This is a genomic window from Micromonospora sp. CNZ303 (assembly GCF_004345505.1).
Genome location: NZ_SLVT01000022.1, coordinates 101,360 through 119,727 on the forward strand (window position 1 = coordinate 101,360; position 18,368 = coordinate 119,727).

The window sequence follows — 18,368 nt, forward strand, 5'->3', positions numbered from 1 at the left end:
TGCAGGTCAGAGGCGGGGTGTGTAGCCCGGGAATCGATGAGGGCGAGGCTCCAGGTAAGACAGCAAATCGACCAAAACCCGATGCCCCGACCGGGAGCCTCGCCTGTGCTGTCTTACCCGTCCACGATCTCGTTGTCCAGCCGGACCCTCAACCACCTCGCCGATTGCATCCGCCAGCACCGTAACCAGCAACGATCCAGGTGGCGGCGCCTCGATGCGGGACGCCAGGCGCTACTCGCCCTTGCCCATCTGCGTAACGGCGATACATACACACGGCTGGCCTGCGGGTTTGCGATCGGCGTCGCCACCGCCTGGCGCTACGTGCAGGAAGCGATCGCCCTGCTCGCGGCATCCGCCAACGACCTGGTCACCGCGATGAAGCGGATCCGCATGCTGGCGTACGCGATCCTGGACGGCACGCTGATCCCGATCGACCGGGTCGCCGACCAGAAGCCCTACTACTCGGGAAAACACAAACGCCACGGCGTGAACGTGCAGGTCATCGCCGACGCAGCGGGCCGCCTCGTCTGGGCTTCGCCCGCGCTACCGGGATCGGCTCACGACCTGACCGCTGCCCGCATCCATGGCATCCTCGACGCGTTGACCAGCGAAAACTTGATGACCTTCGCCGACAAGGGCTATCAGGGCGCCCGCGGCAGCGTGCGCACTCCGTTCAAGCGGCGCCGCTTCCGGCCGAGGCTGTCACGCAGGCAGAGAGCCGTGAACCGCGCCCACGCGAAGATCCGCGCCCGCGGTGAGCGAGCGATTGCCACGCTCAAGACCTGGAAGATCCTGGTCAAGCTGCGCTGCTGCCCACGCCGAGCCACCGCGATCGTCCAGGCGATCCTCGTCCTGCACCAAACCGAATCCAACCGCTACACAGGATGAAAAGGGCTCATTAAAGGCATTCGAGCATCCGCGGCCCGATAATCCGAGCCTCGCCGTCCCCACCGCCGCAGCGGCGCCACCGGTCTCGCCTCCTGCTACCAGGCGCCCATCCGCCGCCCCCACCGGCGAGCCGGCCGCGCAAGTTGAATCCGCAGTGTCGACTGCGGCCTCGCCGCCACGCATTCCCGACGCGCCGTCGGCGTCCACGCTCGTGCAAGACCCGCCAGCGGCCGGCGGTAACGAACGGGTGGCTGGCGACCATCAGCCGGAACCGGCGGCCGCTGACCAGGGCATCACCGCCGACGCAGGCGACCAGCCCGAGGGCGACCAGGCCAGCGCGCACCGCCGCATCCACGCCAAGCCGAACGCTCAGGACCCGCGCCTCGCCGCAGCGCCCGCCACCGGTGCTGTCGGCCATACACCATCGCCCCGACTCCACGGCGACCTCGCGGATAGGAAACACCCACATAGTGGTGCCAGCAGCGACGGTGACGCAGTGCCCTTAGGCACCGCCGCCGCAGTGGCGTACTGGCACCGCCGTGACCCTGGCCTGCATCCGGCGCAGATCGCCGCGCGGATCGGCAGATCCGAACGCACCGTCCGCCGCCACTGGCCGCCACCCAAGGACGACGCCCGTCGCGCCAACGGCAACCTGGCCGACGTTGCCCACCATAGGGCCGCTCGCGAACCTCAGCAGTGATTATCGGGGCACTAGTCGGGGCCGACCAGGAGGACGAAGGTGCGTGCCAGGCCGAAACGGTCGGTGCGCGGCCACTCCAGAGCGGCGAGCGCCGCAGCGGACGGTTCGTGCCGCCGGCCGTTGATCCGGACCTCGCAGTCGGTGAAGTCACCACCCTGGCCGACCAGCATGCGAACGCCATTGAGATGTGGGCGGTCGAGCCCGGCCGCGATCACGGGCGCCAGGGTCGACCACGGCATCGCTTCGGCGAACCACTCCTGCTTGCCCTGCGATCCGTCGGCGGACCACCCGGTCACACTGCCAACGATCGCATGCCAGCCGGCGAACCCGCCCTGGTCGCCGGACCTGAAGTGGTTCGCCAGCCGCCCTCGTTGCTCGATCATCTCCAGGACCGTCACCAGGCAGGTCTCAATCCACGCCTGGATTGCCTGACGGGCCGCCTCGACCGGATCGGCCGCGAGGCCAAGTGTGCAGTCGACGATTGTTGGCACGTCCGGCCGGTCCGCATTCAGCAGGATCTCCAGGTCCAGGTGGCGGTAATCGTCGCTGTCCGCCGGAAGAACCCGGACGCCCAACGATCCCGACCGCAGCATCGGTCCGTCGGCCAGCCGCCACTCGCCACCCACCTCGGCAAGCATCGGTGCGGCAAGCTCCAGCACACGCTCGGCAGGGAGGGGCTGTGGTGTCGGCCTCGGGTCGATCATGGTGTTCAACGTACCGGCAACGCTCGATACCGTGGGCCGAGCAGACCGTGCACGTTTGTGGTCGCGGCACTAGCGACGAGCGCTACGAGGGCATGCGATAGCAGATCCAGCAACTTTTCGTACCTGCGAATGGCCAGTACGGATTGCGCCCCGACGCCGTTAGGAGGGCAGGTGCGAACGGTCTGTCGTTCCGGCACCTGCCCGGTACGGCCGACCGGAGGTGCTCATCCCGGAGCCCACGCGGCTATTAATTGCACGCCCCGTAACCGAGTGCAATACACCCGCCGCCATGAGGCGCCAGGGCCGATTCTTTTCGCACGCCCTCGGTCGGTCCAGAGGGCGGCCACCAAGGGACCACCGAGGAGCAGCCGTGAACACAACTGCCAGACCCGCCGCCCGCGCCAGCCGGCGTCTGCTACAGATGGGATCGCTGATCGCCACCGCGGCCCTCGGCACGACGATGGGTGCCGTGGCGCTCGCCGGGCCCGCCTTCGCCGTCGACCCGGCAAGTTGTCCCCGGGGCTACAACAATGCGAACACGGCCTGGGGCACATGCACCGGACCGGGCGAGTGGCGGGTCGTGACCTGGTGCTACGCCACGGGATCAACCAATTCGGGTTGGTACAGCTGGCCCAGCGGCACACACACCCAGTACTCGTCTTGCCCGTCGTGGAGCCACGTCACCAAGATCTTCGTGGAAGCCCGCTGACCGGACGGTGCGAGGGCCGATCGGCCCTCGCACCACTTCCTCGTTGCCCCAGCATGAAGATTGCGCCGCGGTATCCCTTGCTGGCGGAGGCCATCGGACTGAGGCAGTTGGTGGTGTTCGGCCCGGACGAGGGCGACGAGGTGATGGCCTACCTTTATGGCGTCGACAGGCCCGCCCGCCAGGCGGGCGGGCGGGCGGAACTTCTCGGCTAGGCTGCCCGCCACCGCTTCCTGTCGTCTGTGGCCGTGGTGGTGCACACCATCGGCTTGCCCGTCTTGCTCACACCCCGTGCACCCTGCTTCGAGCAGAACGACCCGGGGTGCACCACCGGTAGGGCGGGCGGCTTCGGTTTCGTGGTGGTCGGCGCCGGCCTTGGCTTCGCGGTGGTGGGTTTCGCCTCTGGACGCGGCGAGGGTTTGACGGTGCGAGTCGGTGACGGCTTCACCGACCGACTAGGTGCTGGTGCGGGCGAGTTTGCCCCAGCTGGCGGCGTGCCTGTGGTCGTAGTCGACGGCGCGGCTGTGGCATCGGCTGCAGTTGGAGTCGCATCCGCAGTGCCGTTGAGTCTGTCGGCGAGATTCTGTTGGGACGCGCTCACAACAGGACGCGGCTTGGTGTCGCCGCCGTCTACGAGGGCGCCGACCGCGCCGACGCCGCAGCACAGCAGCAGGACGACGGCGAGGCTGATGCCAGCGGCGCCGACTTTGCCGACGCGCTTTTTCGCTGGATAGGTGGTCACTCGCGTGAGTGTTGCTGGTTGCGAGGCGTGATCGACACCGGGTGTTTAGCCGTGACAGTCTCGACGGGCGGCTGACCCCCGAACGGGGGTCACGCGACGTCAAGGGGCCGGCCGCCCTGACCAGGGCCCGACACCACCGGCGTCCGGCCTGACACGATTCAGGGCAGGGCAGTAGCGGCGGTGATGCTCTGCTACGGGTGGCCGATCACCGGTTGGACGTCCGCGTCGTAGGCGTAGTCCGCGTCCCAGGGAAAGCGTCCGCGAGGGTCGGGCCACACGATCTGCTGCAGGCGTACTCGCGTGTCGCCGTAGCGGGCGAAGGCGGCACCCGGGTAGAGCGCATCGCAGGCGGGACCGTCGACGATGACAGCGTCGTAGTCGGCGATGAGGTCGTTGACACGCTGGCCGTGGCTGAACCGTTCGGCCTTGTCGTAGACGCGGCCGGCGAGTTCGTTGAGCAGCGCCTGCGCCGTCGCGGGGTCGAGCCCGGCGATCAGCAACTCCGGGTGATCGTGGGCGGTGAAGCCGACGGTGTAGGCGAACGGGACGTCGTGGCCGGGGCCGTCGTCGGCAGGGTGGACGAGGGTGACGGACCAGCCGACGCGGTCGATCATTTCACTCTGGCGGCGCATGAAGTCCTGCAGGCTGGTCACCGGTGAGCCCCTTTCGAAGGTGTGGTGTCGCGGTGAGGTGGCTGCGGTGGGTCGACCTCGACGAAGCCGAAGAGCCGCTCGATGAGTTGCAGCGCCTGGGTGCGGTAGCGGTCGGCGAAGCCGCGGCAGATTGCCGGACTGGCCTCGGGATACAGGTAGTGCGGGAGCGTGTCGTGACAGACGATGAAGGACTCCCTGCGGCGGGTTTCGGTGACGAGGTCACGCAGCCGGCCGGCTGAGAGGTGCATCCTGTTGCCGGGAGCGAAGATGCAGGTGCTGCACTGTCGCGACAGCAGCCGGGATTTGCCGAGGGCCTGGTCGCCGACGCTGAGGTCAGTTTCGCCGCCTCCGTCTGCGCTGCCCTGGTTGTAGTTAGGCACATGTTCCATGAGTTGCTCCTGCTACTGGTCACCAGGAGTGCCGCCGAGACAGCGGCACCCCTGGTGCGGACGTCGCCACGGACACTGCCCGCAGCGCGAGGGAGAGCTGGTTTCGGTTGCGCGTGGACGGACCTCGATCGGGTGATGGCGCGGTACGAGCCGGCAACACGCGCCTAGCCGCGGGCGTCGCGGCGGCTCGCGTAATGAGGGCCCGCGGGGGTGCGCCCGGTGGCGCGAGTAGCCCCGACGACGCGCCGGGGTCATCGTGGCCGGTCGCCGGTGTGGGCCCGGCGGTCGGCCGCGCGGGCTCCTGTCACGCGGCACACGGTGACGGCGTCGACCGCTGCCGCGGTGGTCGTGCCGATTGGTGTGTCGTGGAGTGGAACCAGCCGGCGAATCGGGTGGCTACGGTGGCGGCCGGTGCGGTAACCCGTGCGCGGCCGCGGGCCAGCAGGGTGGGCCGGTTGGCAGCGTGGCGGGCCCGCTGGGCGTCACGTGCCGGCGGGCACGGGTACGTCTCGCCGGTGCAGCGTAGGTTCGCGCAGCGTGCGTGTGTGGTGGGGTGTGGTGGGTGGGCGGCGGCGACGTCGGCGGCGAGCAGCCACAGCGGGACGTCGTTGACGGTGCGCGGTACGGCGTGGCGGTGCGGCATGTCGGGGGCGTCCTTTCGGGGTTGGTGTCGGCACGGGGTGATCGCCGCCCCGAACCAGCGGTGTGGGGATGCCGCTGTCGGGTTCGCCCGGGGCGGCGACCGGGTGCAGTGACGCTCGACTTTCCGGATAGATCAAGTCGCAGCCGCGCGGCTGGGCGCTGCGCCGTGGGTGACTGCGCGGCCGTCTGCGCCCGTTGCGAGGTGTGCGGTGCCCGCAGTGCGGGTCAGCTCAGGTCTGCCGGTTCGCCGGCGGCAGAGTCGAGGTCGCCGGGGTCGGCGTCGTCGCGTTCGCTGCCGTCCCACTCCACCTCCGCTTGGACGTTTGCGGCGGTGAGGGCGGTCTCGGTGGCTGTTTCGGCGGTGTCGAAGGCGTCCTCGCGGCTGGTGGCGGTGACTTCGATGAGGAGGGCCAGGGTGAGGCGGACCCGCCAGCGGCGGGGCAGGGTCGGCAGGTCCAGCGCGCGCAGGATCTCATCGGCGGCGTCGGCGTCGATATCGTGGGTGCTGGCGGCTTCGCGCAGCGCTCGCCACACCTCGCGGCGCAGGCGGGCCAGCGAGTCGGTGCCGTCGACGGGTGGCGGGGATGGCGGGGTGTGCTGGTCGTGCAGGTGAGCGTGGATCCGGGCGGTGGTGTGGGTGAGCCATCCCAGCGGTGCGGGCTGGGTCGGGTGGAACGTGTCCCAGGCCTCGCGCAGGACGGATTCCAGGGTTGGCGGGTGCGGGCTGGTCGCCTCATGTGTGGTCATCACGGATTGCTCCTCGAGTCAGAGCGGCCCCGTCGCCTTGGCATGCGGCGGGGCCGTGAGGGCGGAGTCAGGGCTGGTGGTGCCAGGTGCGGCTGACGCGGAAGCGTGGAGGGCCGCGTTACACAGGCGTGGGCCACGGTTGGCCGGCAGCCGCAGCCCGCGTGGGATGGGTCGCTGGCGGGCGGGCTGGCCGCGCAGGTCCGGTGCTCGGCGAAGTCGTCGTCGCCGAGGTTCCGGGTGTTGGTTAGGCCTGTTCGAGGGCGATGGTGGCGGCGTCGGCGATGTGGCCGATGGCGTGCACCGGGTCGGCTACCAGCAGGGTGGTGGTGTCGGTGAAGGTGTGCCCGTCGAGGTCGGCGGGGCGTAACCACAGCACCGGGCAGCCGGCGCGGTGCAGGGTGGTGATGAGCCGCTGTGCGGGGTCGATGTCGGGTAGGTCGCCGTCGGAGACGACGGCGAGCATCCGCAGCCGACCCGGTTGGCGTAGCTGCAGCAGTTCGTCGGCGAGTTTCACCGCGTCGGTGAACGCGGTGCTGCCGCCGCTGGTGCGCAGTTCCCGCACGTGGGTGGGGTGCTGTCGGGGTCCGATGAGCAGGGTGGCGTTGTTGCCGAAGGCGATGGTGGCGGTGACGGCCTGGTTGGTGGCTGCGGCGTGGGCGAGGATCCACCCGGCAGAGGACATCGGTGCCGCCCAGGGGTGCATGGAGAAGGAGGCGTCAACGATGACGCCGAGGTACAGGGTCGGCTTGTGTGGGGGCAGGTGTTGGCGGCGTTGCCAGGGTGTGGCGGTGGGCAGGGCGCCAGCGGCGACCTGCGCCTTCGCGGTAATGGCGTGGCGGGTGCGTAGCCGACCTGGCGGGACAGTGCTGGGGCGGGTGTCGGGTTCGGGTGTGTGGGTGCGGGCGCGGCGTAGCCGTGCGGCGAGGGTGCGGGCGGCGGCGCGTTCGGCGTCGGTCGGGTTACGGCGCGTCCACGTCGCGGGTGCCGAGTGCCGGGTGGTGATCTGCTGGTCGCGGTATTGGGCGGGGGTCAGGCCGGTGGTGTGAGCGAGGTAGTCGGTGAGGGCTTGGGCAAGCAGGCCGGGGAACACACCAGGGTCAGCGGCCGGTGCCTGCGGTTGCTGGTGAGGGTCGATGCCGAGGATGCGGCACCACCGCCATGCCAGGTTGATCATCTGTTCGGCGTCGGTGTCGTCGGTAATGTGCGCTTGTCGCCACACGTCGCGTAGCTGCAGGAGCCGTTTGCGGCCGAGGACAGCGGTGATGGCGGCGCGTACGCCCTTGATGTCCTTGGCGGTGATGATGCGGGCGTCGACGCGGGCCAGGAGGAGCCCGGCGAGGTACGCGGCGTGCCACGCGTCGTCGACGGGTGCGTCGGCAGGGTTGAGCAGGGTGGTGACGGTGTGGCGTAGCCACCGGCGGTCGCCGCGTCGTCTGCCGCGCTGCCGGTTCTCGGCGCGAGACTCCTCGAGTAGGTCAGCGACGGTGGCGACGACCGGTGGGGTGTCGGGCGGGGGTGTCCACTGGCTGTGGGCGGCGTGTGCGGCTTCGTGCACGAGCAGCCCGTAGGCGGTGGGGACCAGTTTCTTGTGGCTGGCGCGGCGGGGGTCGGTGATGTTGGGGGCGCCGATGTGGGTGGCGTCGACCTCGATACGGCGGGCCGCGGGGTAGAAGCAGGCCGGTGCACCGCCGCCGGCGCCGGGGGCGACGGCGACGGTCAGGTCGGTGCGGCCGGTCAGGACGGGGATGTGCCGGGTCCAGGCGTCGCTCCATTCCTGCCAGGCGGGAGCGTAGGCGGCTGGGGCGGCGGGGCCGTGTTGGAGGTGGTGAGGATGGGGCATGGGTTCTCCTTGAAGGGTTATCGCTGCTTGTCGGGATTGGGCCAGTCGTCGAGCACGGATGGGGGCAGCCCTGCGCGTAGGGCCTCGTCGATGAGCTGCGCGAGGGTGTAGCCCGGGTCGGCGGCGAGGGCGCGGTCGACAGCGACGCAGGCGAGTGCGCCGTCGCCGCAGCGCCAGGCGGCGAAGGCGAGCAGGCTGGCGGGTGGGGCGACGAGCGGCGGGTGGGCGCGGCGGGTGACGTCGGCCCACAGATCGACGTGCCAGGGCAGGTTGTCGGTGGCCCGCCAGGCGGCGTCCCTGATCGCAGGGGTGCTCAGCAGGACGGTGAGCCACGCCAACTCGTCGTCGGCGAGCACGTGACCGTCGGCGTAGCGGGCGAACGTGGTGCGCACCATGTCGTCGCCGGCGCGGATGAGCCCTGCCTGCCCGGCCTCCCTGATCAGGGCGCGCCGATGTGCGCGGGCCCGGGCGGTGGCGCGGGCGACGGCCGCGCGGGTAGCCCCGCCGGTGGGGGCGACGCTGGCTACGAGCGCGGCCCGGTCAGGTAGGGCATGCCAGCCGGCGACGATGGCGTGCATCGTCAGATCACTGTGGTGCGGATCGAAGGGCATTCCGTCGACGGGGCAGCAGGCAGGTTCGTCGCACAGGTAGGAGAAGTAGCGGCCGTCGGTGACCCGAAGAGCGTCGAACACTGCAAATCCGGCGGCAGCCAACTGCGGGATCATGATGTCCATGACCGGGGTGACCGTGGCGGCCGGTCCGTAGCCGACGGCAATGGCGCGGGTGGCCGCGGCGTTGCGCAGCATCCGGATCTGCGAGGCGGCAATGTCGATGGCCCAGCCGGGGGCGTCGGCGGGCGCGGGCAGATCAGCGCGGCCCGCGACGGCTACCAGGGTATGGGTGAGACCGACGATCACGAGGCTGTCGGCGGGGTGAAAGCCGAGCAGGTATGGCACGGCGGTGAGCAGGTCGGCAGGTGAGCTGATCGATAGAGGGTGGTTCGGGTTAGCCATGGTGTCTCCCGTCAGGGCTGGTGTGAGTCCTCAGGCACGGCTGATCGGGCGCGCCTGGGTTCAGCGCTGCTTGCCGAGGGTCAGCGCGACAACATCGGCGCCGAACTGCTGTCGCAGGACGGCGGTGACCGCCTCGCGGTCCTGCTCTGGAGTGCGGCCGGCGAGGTTCGCCACGGCGGCGGGCAGGCCGAGTGTTTTGCGGACGCGGGCGAAGCCGAGCAGTTCGCGTAGCTGCGGCGCCCAACTGACGCGTCCGGCCGCCAGGTCGTCGTTCAGGATGATCGCCGCCTGCACTGCGGGGGCGGGAACGCCGAGGTGGCGGGCGAGGTCCCAGTCGGTGGTGACCTCGATGTGCACATCGAAGCGGGACGCCAACGCTTCGGTGAGGATGGCGCCGTGCACGCCGGGGTTGTGCCCGGCGATGACGTAGAACCCGTCACATGCTTCGACGCGTTCGTTGCGGTAGCCGGGAATCGTGATGACTCGTCGGCCGTCCATTGCCGGGTAGAGCACGGCGAGGACCTTCGGGGCGATGAGGGTGGCGTCGTCGATCAGCAGCGCCCGACCCTCGCGCATCGCGGTGACGAGAGGGCCGTACACGAACTCGAAGCCGCCGTCAGGCAGCGGGATGAAGTTGCCGAGGAAGTCCTCCACGACGGTGTCGCCGGTGCCGGCGACGGTGAGCAAGTCCGGGTAGGCGGCCTCGACGAGGGCGGTTTTGCCGGTGCCGGGTGGGCCGTAGAGCAGCACCGGGATGCGCTTGTCGCGTAGCCGGCGCAGCACGTCCACGTCGGTGGCGCCGGCAAGCTTGCGCGGGAAGTACAGCTCGCCGTTGGGTCGCATCACCGGCTGCCGCCGGGTGGACCGACCGCGGTTGCCGGGCGCGCGGGGAGCCGGTGGTGGCATGGCGCCGGCGGCGTCGATGCCGGCCTGGGTGATCTGGAAGCGGTGCGGGCCGGTGTGGTGGGTGGCGTAGCCGGCGGCGGTCATCTTCTTCAACACCTCGAACACCGCTCCGGTGGAGGGGGCGCCGATGGCGGTGGTGATCTCGCCGACCTTGAACACCCGGTCAGGGTGAGCGGCGAGGTGGGCGGCGACCAGCCGGTACAGGTAGCCGGGTCGTCGCCCTTCGCCCGGATCAGCGGGTGCAGTGCTGGTTGGCGGGGTTGCGTGCATGCGGGATCTCCTGTCACCAAGGGGATGGGGCCCGCGCGCCCGTCTCCGGGTGCGCGGGACAGACGTGGGGCGTGTCCGCGCGGCGGAGACGGCGGTGGCAGGCGCGGCCCTGTGACAGGGGCGGCCGACGACCTCCGTGAGGTTTGTGCGGCATACAAAGGCCGGCAAGAAGGCTGCCGGTCGGGGTCGCCGTCACCGCCGGTGGGCGACGACAAGGAACGCACCGACCGACGCATTGATCAAGTCGATGCCGGGGTTCGGGATTACCGGCGGTGCAGGGTGATGTCGTGGCGGGGGCGGCGGGAGATGTGCACGGTCAGGCCGAACACGCTGCCGTCGGACAGTTCCACCCACACGCCGCGGTCGAGGGTCATCACGCCGGCGTCGCGGTAGACGCGCGCGGAGCTGATGGTGACTGGGGTGCCGTCGTGGTGAACGAGATGCGGAAGCTCGGCGTCGTCGCAGAGCTGGTCCAGATCAGCGGTGGTCAGCAGGTACGTCACGAGGGCCTGCAGGATTTCCTCGTGGGCGTACTCGTCGAGGCCGTTGTCGAGCATGGTGGTGGCTCCTTTTCAGAGCACGGGATGGTGCGGCGGGTTAGGCCTCGGGTGCGGTGAGAGCTGGGGGGTCGGGGATGTGGCCGGCGATGCGGTCACAGTCGTAGGGGTGCACGGCGGTCCAGGTCCAGGCTTGGCCCATCACGGTGTACCGGCCCTGCGGGTCGGGGGCGATCCGGTCGATGGCATCCGGGTCGTCGTGCACCCGGGTGGAGTCGGCGACGAGGACGTCACCGTCGAACCACAGGCGTGCCATGGACTCGTCGACCACCTGCTCAAGCCGCTCGCTGGCGATGTGGTCAGCGGCGAGACGCTGCCGGTAGCGGTCGCGGGCGTCGGCCTGGTCGGCGACGATCGCCTCCGCCACATCACGGCTGCAGGTGAACACCGCCCACCCGTTCCAGGTGTCGACCAGGATGCCGACGAACCCGACCGAGACGCGCAGCTCACCCTGTGGGTTGGGTGTCCACGCCCAGTCGCCGGCGAACACCCCCGGCCCGCCGAGGCGCACCTGGTCGGGGTGCACGTGGCTGAGGTCCCCGTCGTCGCCCTCGGGGTGCAGGATGATGCGGCACTGGCGGACCGCCTCGGCCTCGACAGCGTCGTCGTAGCCGTCGCACCACGCCCACCGAGACTGGTCGCACTGCCGCGCGGTCAACTCCCCCCACCGAGGGGCGTCGGGTGGGGCGTGCTCGGCGTACCGGTCGCAGTCGTCGGCCAGGACGTACCGGTCGGCGGTGGGAAGTCCGTCGAGCACCGGCGGATCGACGTCGTCGACGCCGGCCAGGACCTGCCGGGCCGCCGAGGTGACGTCGCCGCGTGCCCGACCGCCCACGGCGTGCTGCGCCCACCATCTGGCGGCGTCGCGCCCGGCCGCCGCTCCAGCCGCGCGCAGCGCGTCGAGCACCCGCTCCCAGCCCGCGTCGCTCAGCGGAGCGGGGACGCGGCGGACGCGGTCACCCTCGTCGAGCAGCAGCGACAGCCGCGACCCGCTGTCCCAGTTCACGTCGAGGACCTGTAGCTGCGGGTCGTATCGGCGCACGGTGCCCTCGTCGCCTGGGCGCAGTCGAGTGTGTGAGTCGGTGGTGTGTTCCAGAGCGACGCGATCACCGGGCTGGTAGGTCACTGGTCGGCTCCTTCGCTCGGGGCGGGCAGCAGCCACCGTTGCCAGTCGGGAATGTTGACGCCAAGTTCGAGGTCGAGCGCCTGCGGCAGCATCTGCTCGCGGAAGCCGAACAGGTTCCCGCCGTTGGCGCGGGCTGCCCGTCTGCAGGAGGTGATGTCGTCTCGCGATCGTGGGGCCACGACTTGTTCTCCTTCATTGGGGTGGTCAGTTGACGATGCGGCGTACGGCGGCGAGCTGGTGGGCCCACGCGGACAGGCGGCTGGTCTTTACGACGTCGCCGCTGTGCGGGGCCTGCACGATCAGTCCTTGGCCGAGGTACATGCCGACGTGGCCGGGGCGGCTGGCGCTGCCGCGGCTGCCGGGGATGAACAACAGGTCCCCCGGCCGCAGGTCGGCATGGTCGCCGACCGTGCTGCCGGCGTGAATCTGTTCGCTGGTGGTGCGCGCGATGGTGATGCCGGCGGCCCGGTATGCCTGCTGCATGAGCGACGAGCAGTCGCACTGGCGTGCGGGGATGCCGGAGTGGGGTGCGGTGCAGTCTCCGCCGAAGGTGTAGGGGGAGCCGCGTTGCGCCAGGGCCCAGCCGATCGCGGTGACGACCGGCAGCGGGGTTCCCGGTGGGAGGGTGAACCCGGCCGGTAGGGGGACCTGTTGACTGCCGGGTTGGCCGTCGCCGCCGTCGAACAGGCACAGCGGGTTGCTCATGGCCTGTTCCAGGTCGCCGGTGACGGGTCCGGCGGGGGTGCCGCCGGCCAGGACGCGGACCAGGGCGATCGCGTCGTCCTCCCACTTGGCGTAGGCGCCGGGGTAGGCGGAGCGCTGCACCGTCTGGGCGGCGTCGGTCAACGCCATGGCCTGCCAGCCGTCGACGGCCAGCAGCGCCGTGTAGAACTTCTCGGCCGCGTAGCGCGGATCCCGCAGTTGTGCGGGTGTGCCCCAGCCCTGGGAGGGACGCTGCTGGAACAACCCGACCGAGTCGCGGTCGCCGCCGGCGAGGTTACGCAGGGTGGACTCCTGCATCGCGGTGGCCAGGGCGATGACCCACCCTCGCGGCGCGACCTTGAGCTCGGCGCCGACGGCGACGATCGCGGCGGCGTTGGCCGTCTGCTCGCTGTTCCAGCCGCTGGCACCGCCCGGGGGCGGAGACACGGTGGTGGGCAGCAGCGGTTTCCCGTTGGAGCCGCCCGTCGGGTAGCAGGCAGCGGAGGCGGTGCCACCGCCGGTGAACAGGACGCTGGTTGCGCCCGCGCACAGCACCAGCACGGCGATCACCGCGGTGCTGAGGGCGGCGAGAGCACGGGCCGTCATCGCGGCGCTCCCGCCGCACGTGGCCTGCGGGGTTGCAGCAGGCGGTTGCCGGCGACGGGTGGGGGCAGGAACGCGGTGAGCGGGTAGCGGGCCGCGCGGCTGCCGTCGTCGGTGTACACAGCGATCGTGGCGGTGGCCGAGTCGATGAGGTAGATCCAGTCGACGTCGAGGTGCCGAGCCTGGCACAGCGGGAACATGGTGACCGGCTCCGGGCCGGCCGTGCCGTCGGTGGTGGCCGTCAGGGTCATGCCGACCCCGGGCATCAGGTGGTGACCGGCGAAACCGGAGGTGGTGGCGGTGATGTTCGGGTTGAGGTACTCCCAGTCGTTGGCGAGGAGCGTGGTGACCAGCGTCTGCGTGTCGTAGTGGGCGTGGCCAGCCCAGATCGCCGCGAGAGTGGGTAGCGCGGTGTTCGGGTGGCCGTCGGAGAGGACGAACCGGGCGTGCACCAGGTGGGGCTGGTGTGGGTTGGTCGCGCCGACGTAGCAGTGGGTGCTCACGAGACAGTGCTCCTTCAGGTGGAGGGTTTGTGCGCCCGCCCGCTTCCAGGCGGGCGGGCGCATAGGTCCGCGCGGGACGTGACGCCCGTGGGGCTGATCGCGCGAGTGGCGCGTGGCCGTGGGCCGCCGATGGCGAGCGTTCGCAATGGCGCGTTCGCGTGACGGGCGAAGCTGATGGCACCGGAAGCCGCTGGCGTTGTTACGGCCGCTCGTGCTCTGGGCGGGGCCAGGTGGCGGGCTTGGCACGCCAGCCGAAGATCGGGTCGGTAATCTCCGCCGATCCGCAGCGGGTACACCGCATGTAGGTGTCCTCGCCGTGCCCGGCCATCGACGGCATCTCGTCCTGGACGATCTCGTCGACCGCGTCGCAGACCCGGCAGCGCAGGGATCCGCCGTCGGGCCCGCACACGGCGAAGATCGGCTCGTGGGGGTCGGTGTGGGGCCGTACCTGAGGGCCGCTCATGCCGTGCCCGCGCTCGTGTGGCGGTAGCGGGCGGTGGCGGCCAGCAGCGCGGCCAGTCCCGGGTAAGTGGCGGGGATGTCGCCCGGGACTGGGGTGTCGTCGACGAGCATCAGCGCATGCTCCTCGCCGCGCAGGTGGGTGACCTCGTACCAGCGGCCGTCGGTGTCGACGGCGTCGACGCGGCGGGCTTGCCGCGGCTGCCCTTCTGTGGTGAGGATGGTGTCGTAGCAGGCGGCCCAGGCCAGCAGCCGCGCGTCGGGCTCGGTTTGCCTGATCCGGCCGATGATGGTGTCGAGGGTGGCCTGGTAGGACGTCGACGCATTCGGGTTGTCGAGGGCGGCGGCGAGGCGGTGCAGCAGGGCGGGCAGACCGGCCGCGTCGGTGAGCAGGTCGTCGCGGTGCGGCGGGAACTCCAGGCTGCGTGTCTCGCGCATCCGATGCGGCGCTGCGGGGGTTTGGGGCTGGTCGTGGATGAGTAGCAGCGTTACGGGCTGCCCCCGGCCCAACGTCTCGCCGTCGGCGTCGGCGGCCAGGAGGCAACGGGCGAGGGTGTGGACGGTGCGGAAGGACAACACAGAGGTCTCCCTTTCAGGCGGCGGGGAAAGAGGGAAGGACCCCGCAGCCGCCGGCTGCGGGGTCCTTCTGCTCATGCGAGGGGTTGTGGTCAGCGGTGGTGGCGGTCGCGGCTGCGGCGCGGGGACGGCGTGTTGTGGGGGCGGTAGTCGCACACGCCGATGGCGGAGCGTTTGGCCTGGTACATGGCGGTGTCGGCTTCGGCAAGGAGTTGCCGGGGGCTGGCGTGCGGGTTGTGGGTGTGGGTGTAGCCGACCGAGGCGGTCACGCGGATGTCGCCGTTGATTACGCGCATCGGGTCGGCGGCGATCAGATGCCATGCGGCGTGGGCTACGGCGGCGGTGTCGTCTGAGTCGCCGACGACGAGCAGGGCGAACTCGTCGCCGGAGAGCCGGGCCGCGATCCGTACCGGGGTGGGTAGGCGGGTCAGGAGCCGGCCGACCTGGTCGAGCAGGACGTTGCCGCAGTCGTGGCCGAGGGTGTCGTTGACGGTTTTGAACCGGTCGAGGTCGAGCAGCACCACCCCGACCGGCGCGTTGTCGGCGAGGGCGGCGCGCAGACGGGCGAGGAACAGCCGCCGGTTGGGCAGGCCGGTGACCTCGTCGTGGGTGGCCTGGTAGCGGGCCACGCGCAGGGCTTGCTGCTGCCGCCAGAGCAGGGTGCCGGCGAGGGCGAGGCCGGCGAGGATCCCGCCGACGGTGATAGCGATCGTGTGCAGGGTGGAAGACAATCGGACACGCTCCTTGAGTGTGAAGGAGCACCGGGGGCGGGCGTGAGGCGCTAACTTCGACGCCCGCCCTCGGGCTGCCTGGCAGTGGACTACTGGCCGACGGTGGCGGGAGCGAGTTGGAAGGTGGCGGGGCGCTCCACGGTCTGCACGGCCGTGCCGGCGGCGGCGAGTTTGGTCGCGGCGTTGGCGACCGCGCCGGGGCTGGCCTTGGCCGCGCCGGTGCCGGCGTTCGCGGCGTCGATGAGCCTGCACAGCTCACTGGTCTTGTAGGCCCGGTCGGGGTGGGCTTCGAGGATGTCCAGGACCGCTCCACGCAGCGAACCTCCGGTCCGGCGCCCTGTGCCTGGGCGGCTGCCTTGCGCTGGTACGTCCGCCGTTTCGGCGTCGGGTTGCCCGGGTGCGGACGTCGGCTCGCCCGGCGCGTCCTGGCCGGCGGGGGCGATGGAAGTCGAGGCGGCAACCGCTGGCGCCTCGGCCTCGGCCTCACTTCGCTTACTGAGTTCGGTGGGCTCCGGTGCGGCCTGCGGTTGCTGGTCAGGGTGCGGCAGCGGCGAAGCGCTGCCGTTGGCCTGTTGCGCAGCGTCGGGTGCGGCGGTCGGCGGGGGTCCGTCGTCGGCGGGGTTCTGCTCGTTGATGCCAGGGTCGGCGGGTGCGTGGGGCTTCTCGGGTGCCGTCGGTGCGTGTGGGGTGGCGGTGGCGGCGCGGCCGGAGTCGGTGAGCCGCCACAGGGTGCGGCCGTCGCTGGTGCGGAACCGTTCGGCCTGCCCGGATCCCTCCCACGCGCGCAGCTTCGGTGTGGTGGTGGAGTAGCCGAGGCCGGCGTGCTCGGCGATCGCGGCGGCGGTGGTCTCGCCGAGTTCGGCGAGTGCCGCGAGGACTTTGAACGCGCTGTGCACAGGCGCGTTCTGTTCGTTCGGGTCGGTCATTCTGGTGTCCTTTCGTCGTAGGGGTTGGTGCGGAGCGAGGTCCACGCACTGATCCACGCTTCGACGGCGGCAGCGATCAAGTGCACGGACCGCATCTCGGGACGGCAGGTTCCTGCTCCCTGCTGCGTCGGATTTCCCCCAGGGGCTTGGGTGGAGGAAGAGGTAAAGGGCGGCCTGTTGCTGGCCGGGCCTGGCGGAGCGCCTCGGCCCGAGGAACCCGGCGACGGTGGGCGCGTCACCCGACGCAGAGCTGCCGCCGGGAATTTGGCATCCCCGGCGGTCGGAGGCTGGTGCGCTGCACAAATGCCGTATGGCGGTGGATAGCCGGGGTGGTGCGGGCAGCGTCGGGGGCCGCCGCTGGGGGTGCGGTTGGCCGCTGTTCGCCTGCCTCAGGGTGGCGAGGTGTTCGGCGCGGGATCAGTCGCGTGCGGCGGTGAGCAGGCGGCGTAGGCAGGTGGGGATGACGGTGGCTCGCACCGGGGCGGGCGGGTCGTCGAGGACGACGGTCGTGGTGGTGGTGGCGCTGCCGCGGATGCGGAGGATCTGGTAGTGCCGGCCCTCGATGTCGCAGGCAGTCAGAGCCCGTACTGGTGTCCCGTCGGGGTGGGCGGGCAGGCCGTGGGCGGCGGCGTCTCGGCGGCCGGTCTCGCTGGTGTCGAGGCCCTCGGCGAGGAACGCCAGTCCGGCAAGGCGCCGATGCCCGAAGGGCGCCCGTCGGGTCAGCCACGGCGGGGTGTCGGGGGCGGTGAGGTGGGCGGTGAGGGTTTTCAGGCCCATCCAGTAGGGCAGCCGCATACCGGGAACGGTCTGGGAGTGCAGCCACCAAAATGCCGGGTCGATTCCGAGCTCGTCGGCGTTGATGCGGGGCTGGTGGCGATGGATGGTGGTGTCGAACAGGCCGAGCAGGACGGGCAGGGCGTCCCAGCCTTGAGCGTTGGCGTCGTATTCGACGGCGGTGAGCGCCGCGGCGATGGCGGCGGCGCGGTGGCGGGATCTCATCAGTGGTGCCTCCTCGCATTAGGGGTGAAGTGGTGAGGGCCGAGGAGCCGGCCCTGCTCTGCGGGCATGCGTGCATGCCGGACGGCGCGCCTGATCTGCCCGGGTGCGGGGACCACGGGTGCAGGGGGCGCGCCGTCCGGCTGGTAGTTGGTAGTGGTTAGAGAGCGACCGCGAGGAGCCGCTGGTTCGTATCGAGGGTGTCGAGGTGGGCCAGGGCCCGCTCGAGGTAGGTGATGCGGTGGGCGAGGGCGTCGCTGGCCGGGGCGAGTTTGCGCCCGTCGGCGGTGAGCATGGCGTCGCCGGCGACGGCGCTGGCGGCGCGGTAGTGCTGGTAGGCCATCTGACCTGCCTGGTACATCTCCACCTCTCCGACGCCGGGTTGTCCGGTGCCGGGGGTGGCGGCGGCGTGCAGGCGCATCGCGTGGACGCGGGGCTGGGCGTGGAAGTCCGCGGTCGCGGTGTCGTAGGGGTACCGGTCGGGATCGGAGAGGTGGCGGGTCTCGAACACCGGCCAGGGGATGGCCGGTCGGGTGCCGTGCACGACCTGCTGCCAGATCTGGTGGCGGATGCCGGCTCCGACGGCGGCGGCGTGGCGCATGCCGACCAGGTCGAGCAACGTCACCGGTCCGCCCGCGCATGGGGTGGGGCGGCCCTTGCGCAGGCCGATCAGGTGGTGGCGCTGCCACAGCCGTAGCTGCGGGATCGCCCAGAACAGGGGCGTGAGAGCGCCGGTGACACCGAAGTGCTTGTCGAGGTGGTGTGCGGTGAGCGCGTCGGCGGGCAGGTCGTCGGGCAGGCAGATGACCATGGTGGCGATGGTCGGCGCCGGCGTGACGGCCGGCCGCGTGGTGGTGGCCCGTGTGGGAGCCGGTGTGGTCGTGACGGTGGCAGCCCGGGTGGGGGCCGGCCGGGAGGTAACAGCGGGCACTCGGCTGCCGTGTCGGGTCAGTGGGGTGCCATTGAGGGCGGACATGTGGGTCCTCCTT

Annotated in this window: 22 protein-coding genes; 4 read left to right on the forward strand and 18 right to left on the reverse strand. The window is 71.0% G+C overall.

Going from position 1 to position 18,368, the window contains the following annotated elements; genetic code table 11:
* Positions 1–105: 105 nt before the first annotated feature.
* Together EV374_RS27600 and EV374_RS27605 are read left to right on the forward strand one after the other, a co-directional pair.
* Positions 106–888 carry a transposase family protein gene (locus EV374_RS27600; RefSeq protein ID WP_132240076.1) on the forward strand — a complete coding sequence of 261 codons (783 nt, stop codon included), beginning with the start codon at positions 106–108 and terminating at the stop codon, positions 886–888.
* A gap of 154 nt (positions 889–1,042) precedes the next feature.
* Entirely contained in the window at positions 1,043–1,588 is a 546-nt protein-coding gene (locus EV374_RS27605; RefSeq protein WP_132240077.1) for a hypothetical protein, read from the forward strand.
* An 11-nt stretch (positions 1,589–1,599) separates the two neighbouring features.
* Here the strand turns inward: EV374_RS27605 and EV374_RS27610 are convergent, their stop codons facing one another.
* Entirely contained in the window at positions 1,600–2,292 is a 693-nt protein-coding gene (locus EV374_RS27610) for a DUF6348 family protein (protein WP_132240078.1), read from the reverse strand.
* Between the two features lie 370 nt (positions 2,293–2,662).
* Here EV374_RS27610 and EV374_RS27615 point away from each other — a divergent pair, with 370 nt between their 5' ends.
* Together EV374_RS27615 and EV374_RS32795 are read left to right on the forward strand one after the other, a co-directional pair.
* A complete protein-coding gene (locus tag EV374_RS27615) occupies positions 2,663–3,001 on the forward strand; it encodes a hypothetical protein (protein WP_132240079.1) in 339 nt (112 codons plus the stop codon).
* A gap of 53 nt (positions 3,002–3,054) precedes the next feature.
* Complete coding sequence (locus tag EV374_RS32795) at positions 3,055–3,213, forward strand: hypothetical protein (RefSeq protein ID WP_165947932.1); 159 nt, start codon at positions 3,055–3,057, stop codon at positions 3,211–3,213.
* Positions 3,214–3,931: 718 nt separating this feature from the next.
* Here the strand turns inward: EV374_RS32795 and EV374_RS27620 are convergent.
* From EV374_RS27620 to EV374_RS27705, 17 genes are all read right to left on the reverse strand, one after another.
* Positions 3,932–4,393: a DUF4262 domain-containing protein gene (locus EV374_RS27620; protein ID WP_132240080.1), complete on the reverse strand. Its 462-nt coding sequence runs from the start codon at positions 4,391–4,393 to the stop codon at positions 3,932–3,934.
* Complete coding sequence (locus EV374_RS27625) at positions 4,390–4,782, reverse strand: hypothetical protein (protein WP_132240081.1); 393 nt, start codon at positions 4,780–4,782, stop codon at positions 4,390–4,392. Before EV374_RS27625 ends, EV374_RS27620 begins: the two co-directional genes overlap by 4 nt.
* A gap of 867 nt (positions 4,783–5,649) precedes the next feature.
* Complete coding sequence (locus EV374_RS27635; RefSeq protein WP_132240083.1) at positions 5,650–6,171, reverse strand: hypothetical protein; 522 nt, start codon at positions 6,169–6,171, stop codon at positions 5,650–5,652.
* A gap of 244 nt (positions 6,172–6,415) precedes the next feature.
* Positions 6,416–8,011 carry a VWA domain-containing protein gene (locus tag EV374_RS27640; RefSeq protein WP_132240084.1) on the reverse strand — a complete coding sequence of 532 codons (1,596 nt, stop codon included), beginning with the start codon at positions 8,009–8,011 and terminating at the stop codon, positions 6,416–6,418.
* Between the two features lie 17 nt (positions 8,012–8,028).
* Positions 8,029–9,024, reverse strand: a complete 996-nt coding sequence (locus EV374_RS27645) for a DUF4192 domain-containing protein (protein WP_132240085.1) — start codon at positions 9,022–9,024, stop codon at positions 8,029–8,031.
* A gap of 60 nt (positions 9,025–9,084) precedes the next feature.
* Positions 9,085–10,200 (reverse strand): AAA family ATPase, encoded by a 1,116-nt coding sequence (locus tag EV374_RS27650; protein WP_132240086.1) that lies wholly within the window; start codon positions 10,198–10,200, stop codon positions 9,085–9,087.
* Between the two features lie 263 nt (positions 10,201–10,463).
* On the reverse strand, positions 10,464–10,757 hold the full coding sequence (locus tag EV374_RS27655; protein ID WP_132240087.1) for a hypothetical protein: 294 nt from the start codon (positions 10,755–10,757) through the stop codon (positions 10,464–10,466).
* 40 nt (positions 10,758–10,797) lie between these two features.
* Positions 10,798–11,919 (reverse strand): DUF4314 domain-containing protein, encoded by a 1,122-nt coding sequence (locus EV374_RS27660; protein ID WP_486485998.1) that lies wholly within the window; start codon positions 11,917–11,919, stop codon positions 10,798–10,800.
* Positions 11,880–12,062: a hypothetical protein gene (locus EV374_RS27665; protein ID WP_132240089.1), complete on the reverse strand. Its 183-nt coding sequence runs from the start codon at positions 12,060–12,062 to the stop codon at positions 11,880–11,882. The genes EV374_RS27660 and EV374_RS27665 overlap by 40 nt, the downstream gene beginning before the upstream one ends.
* A gap of 25 nt (positions 12,063–12,087) precedes the next feature.
* Positions 12,088–13,191 (reverse strand): C40 family peptidase, encoded by a 1,104-nt coding sequence (locus tag EV374_RS27670; protein WP_132240090.1) that lies wholly within the window; start codon positions 13,189–13,191, stop codon positions 12,088–12,090.
* Positions 13,188–13,691, reverse strand: coding sequence for a hypothetical protein (locus tag EV374_RS27675; protein WP_132240091.1), 504 nt, complete (start codon positions 13,689–13,691; stop codon positions 13,188–13,190). The genes EV374_RS27670 and EV374_RS27675 overlap by 4 nt, the downstream gene beginning before the upstream one ends.
* 199 nt (positions 13,692–13,890) lie before the next feature.
* Positions 13,891–14,154 (reverse strand): hypothetical protein, encoded by a 264-nt coding sequence (locus EV374_RS27680; RefSeq protein WP_486485999.1) that lies wholly within the window; start codon positions 14,152–14,154, stop codon positions 13,891–13,893.
* Positions 14,151–14,729 carry a hypothetical protein gene (locus EV374_RS27685; protein WP_132240092.1) on the reverse strand — a complete coding sequence of 193 codons (579 nt, stop codon included), beginning with the start codon at positions 14,727–14,729 and terminating at the stop codon, positions 14,151–14,153. Before EV374_RS27685 ends, EV374_RS27680 begins: the two co-directional genes overlap by 4 nt.
* 89 nt (positions 14,730–14,818) lie before the next feature.
* Positions 14,819–15,457 (reverse strand): GGDEF domain-containing protein, encoded by a 639-nt coding sequence (locus EV374_RS27690; RefSeq protein WP_132240093.1) that lies wholly within the window; start codon positions 15,455–15,457, stop codon positions 14,819–14,821.
* A gap of 89 nt (positions 15,458–15,546) precedes the next feature.
* Entirely contained in the window at positions 15,547–16,383 is an 837-nt protein-coding gene (locus EV374_RS27695; RefSeq protein ID WP_132240094.1) for a MarR family transcriptional regulator, read from the reverse strand.
* A gap of 417 nt (positions 16,384–16,800) precedes the next feature.
* Positions 16,801–17,382 carry a hypothetical protein gene (locus EV374_RS27700; RefSeq protein WP_132240095.1) on the reverse strand — a complete coding sequence of 194 codons (582 nt, stop codon included), beginning with the start codon at positions 17,380–17,382 and terminating at the stop codon, positions 16,801–16,803.
* A gap of 157 nt (positions 17,383–17,539) precedes the next feature.
* Positions 17,540–18,190 (reverse strand): hypothetical protein, encoded by a 651-nt coding sequence (locus EV374_RS27705; protein WP_486486000.1) that lies wholly within the window; start codon positions 18,188–18,190, stop codon positions 17,540–17,542.
* Between the last annotated feature and the right edge of the window lie 178 nt (positions 18,191–18,368).

Bases quoted from the DNA above. Each gene is read 5' to 3' on its own strand.
- EV374_RS27640 (WP_132240084.1), bottom strand. From the start codon at position 8,011: ATGCCCCATCCTCACCACCTCCAACACGGCCCCGCCGCCCCAGCCGCC.
- EV374_RS27705 (WP_486486000.1), bottom strand. From the start codon at position 18,190: ATGGTCATCTGCCTGCCCGACGACCTGCCCGCCGACGCGCTCACCGCA.
- EV374_RS27700 (WP_132240095.1), bottom strand. From the start codon at position 17,382: ATGAGATCCCGCCACCGCGCCGCCGCCATCGCCGCGGCGCTCACCGCC.
- EV374_RS27695 (WP_132240094.1), bottom strand. From the start codon at position 16,383: ATGACCGACCCGAACGAACAGAACGCGCCTGTGCACAGCGCGTTCAAA.
- EV374_RS27635 (WP_132240083.1), bottom strand. From the start codon at position 6,171: ATGACCACACATGAGGCGACCAGCCCGCACCCGCCAACCCTGGAATCC.
- EV374_RS27645 (WP_132240085.1), bottom strand. From the start codon at position 9,024: ATGGCTAACCCGAACCACCCTCTATCGATCAGCTCACCTGCCGACCTG.
- EV374_RS27655 (WP_132240087.1), bottom strand. From the start codon at position 10,757: ATGCTCGACAACGGCCTCGACGAGTACGCCCACGAGGAAATCCTGCAG.
- EV374_RS32795 (WP_165947932.1), top strand. From the start codon at position 3,055: ATGAAGATTGCGCCGCGGTATCCCTTGCTGGCGGAGGCCATCGGACTG.
- EV374_RS27650 (WP_132240086.1), bottom strand. From the start codon at position 10,200: ATGCACGCAACCCCGCCAACCAGCACTGCACCCGCTGATCCGGGCGAA.
- EV374_RS27670 (WP_132240090.1), bottom strand. From the start codon at position 13,191: ATGACGGCCCGTGCTCTCGCCGCCCTCAGCACCGCGGTGATCGCCGTG.
- EV374_RS27680 (WP_486485999.1), bottom strand. From the start codon at position 14,154: ATGAGCGGCCCTCAGGTACGGCCCCACACCGACCCCCACGAGCCGATC.
- EV374_RS27610 (WP_132240078.1), bottom strand. From the start codon at position 2,292: ATGATCGACCCGAGGCCGACACCACAGCCCCTCCCTGCCGAGCGTGTG.
- EV374_RS27625 (WP_132240081.1), bottom strand. From the start codon at position 4,782: ATGGAACATGTGCCTAACTACAACCAGGGCAGCGCAGACGGAGGCGGC.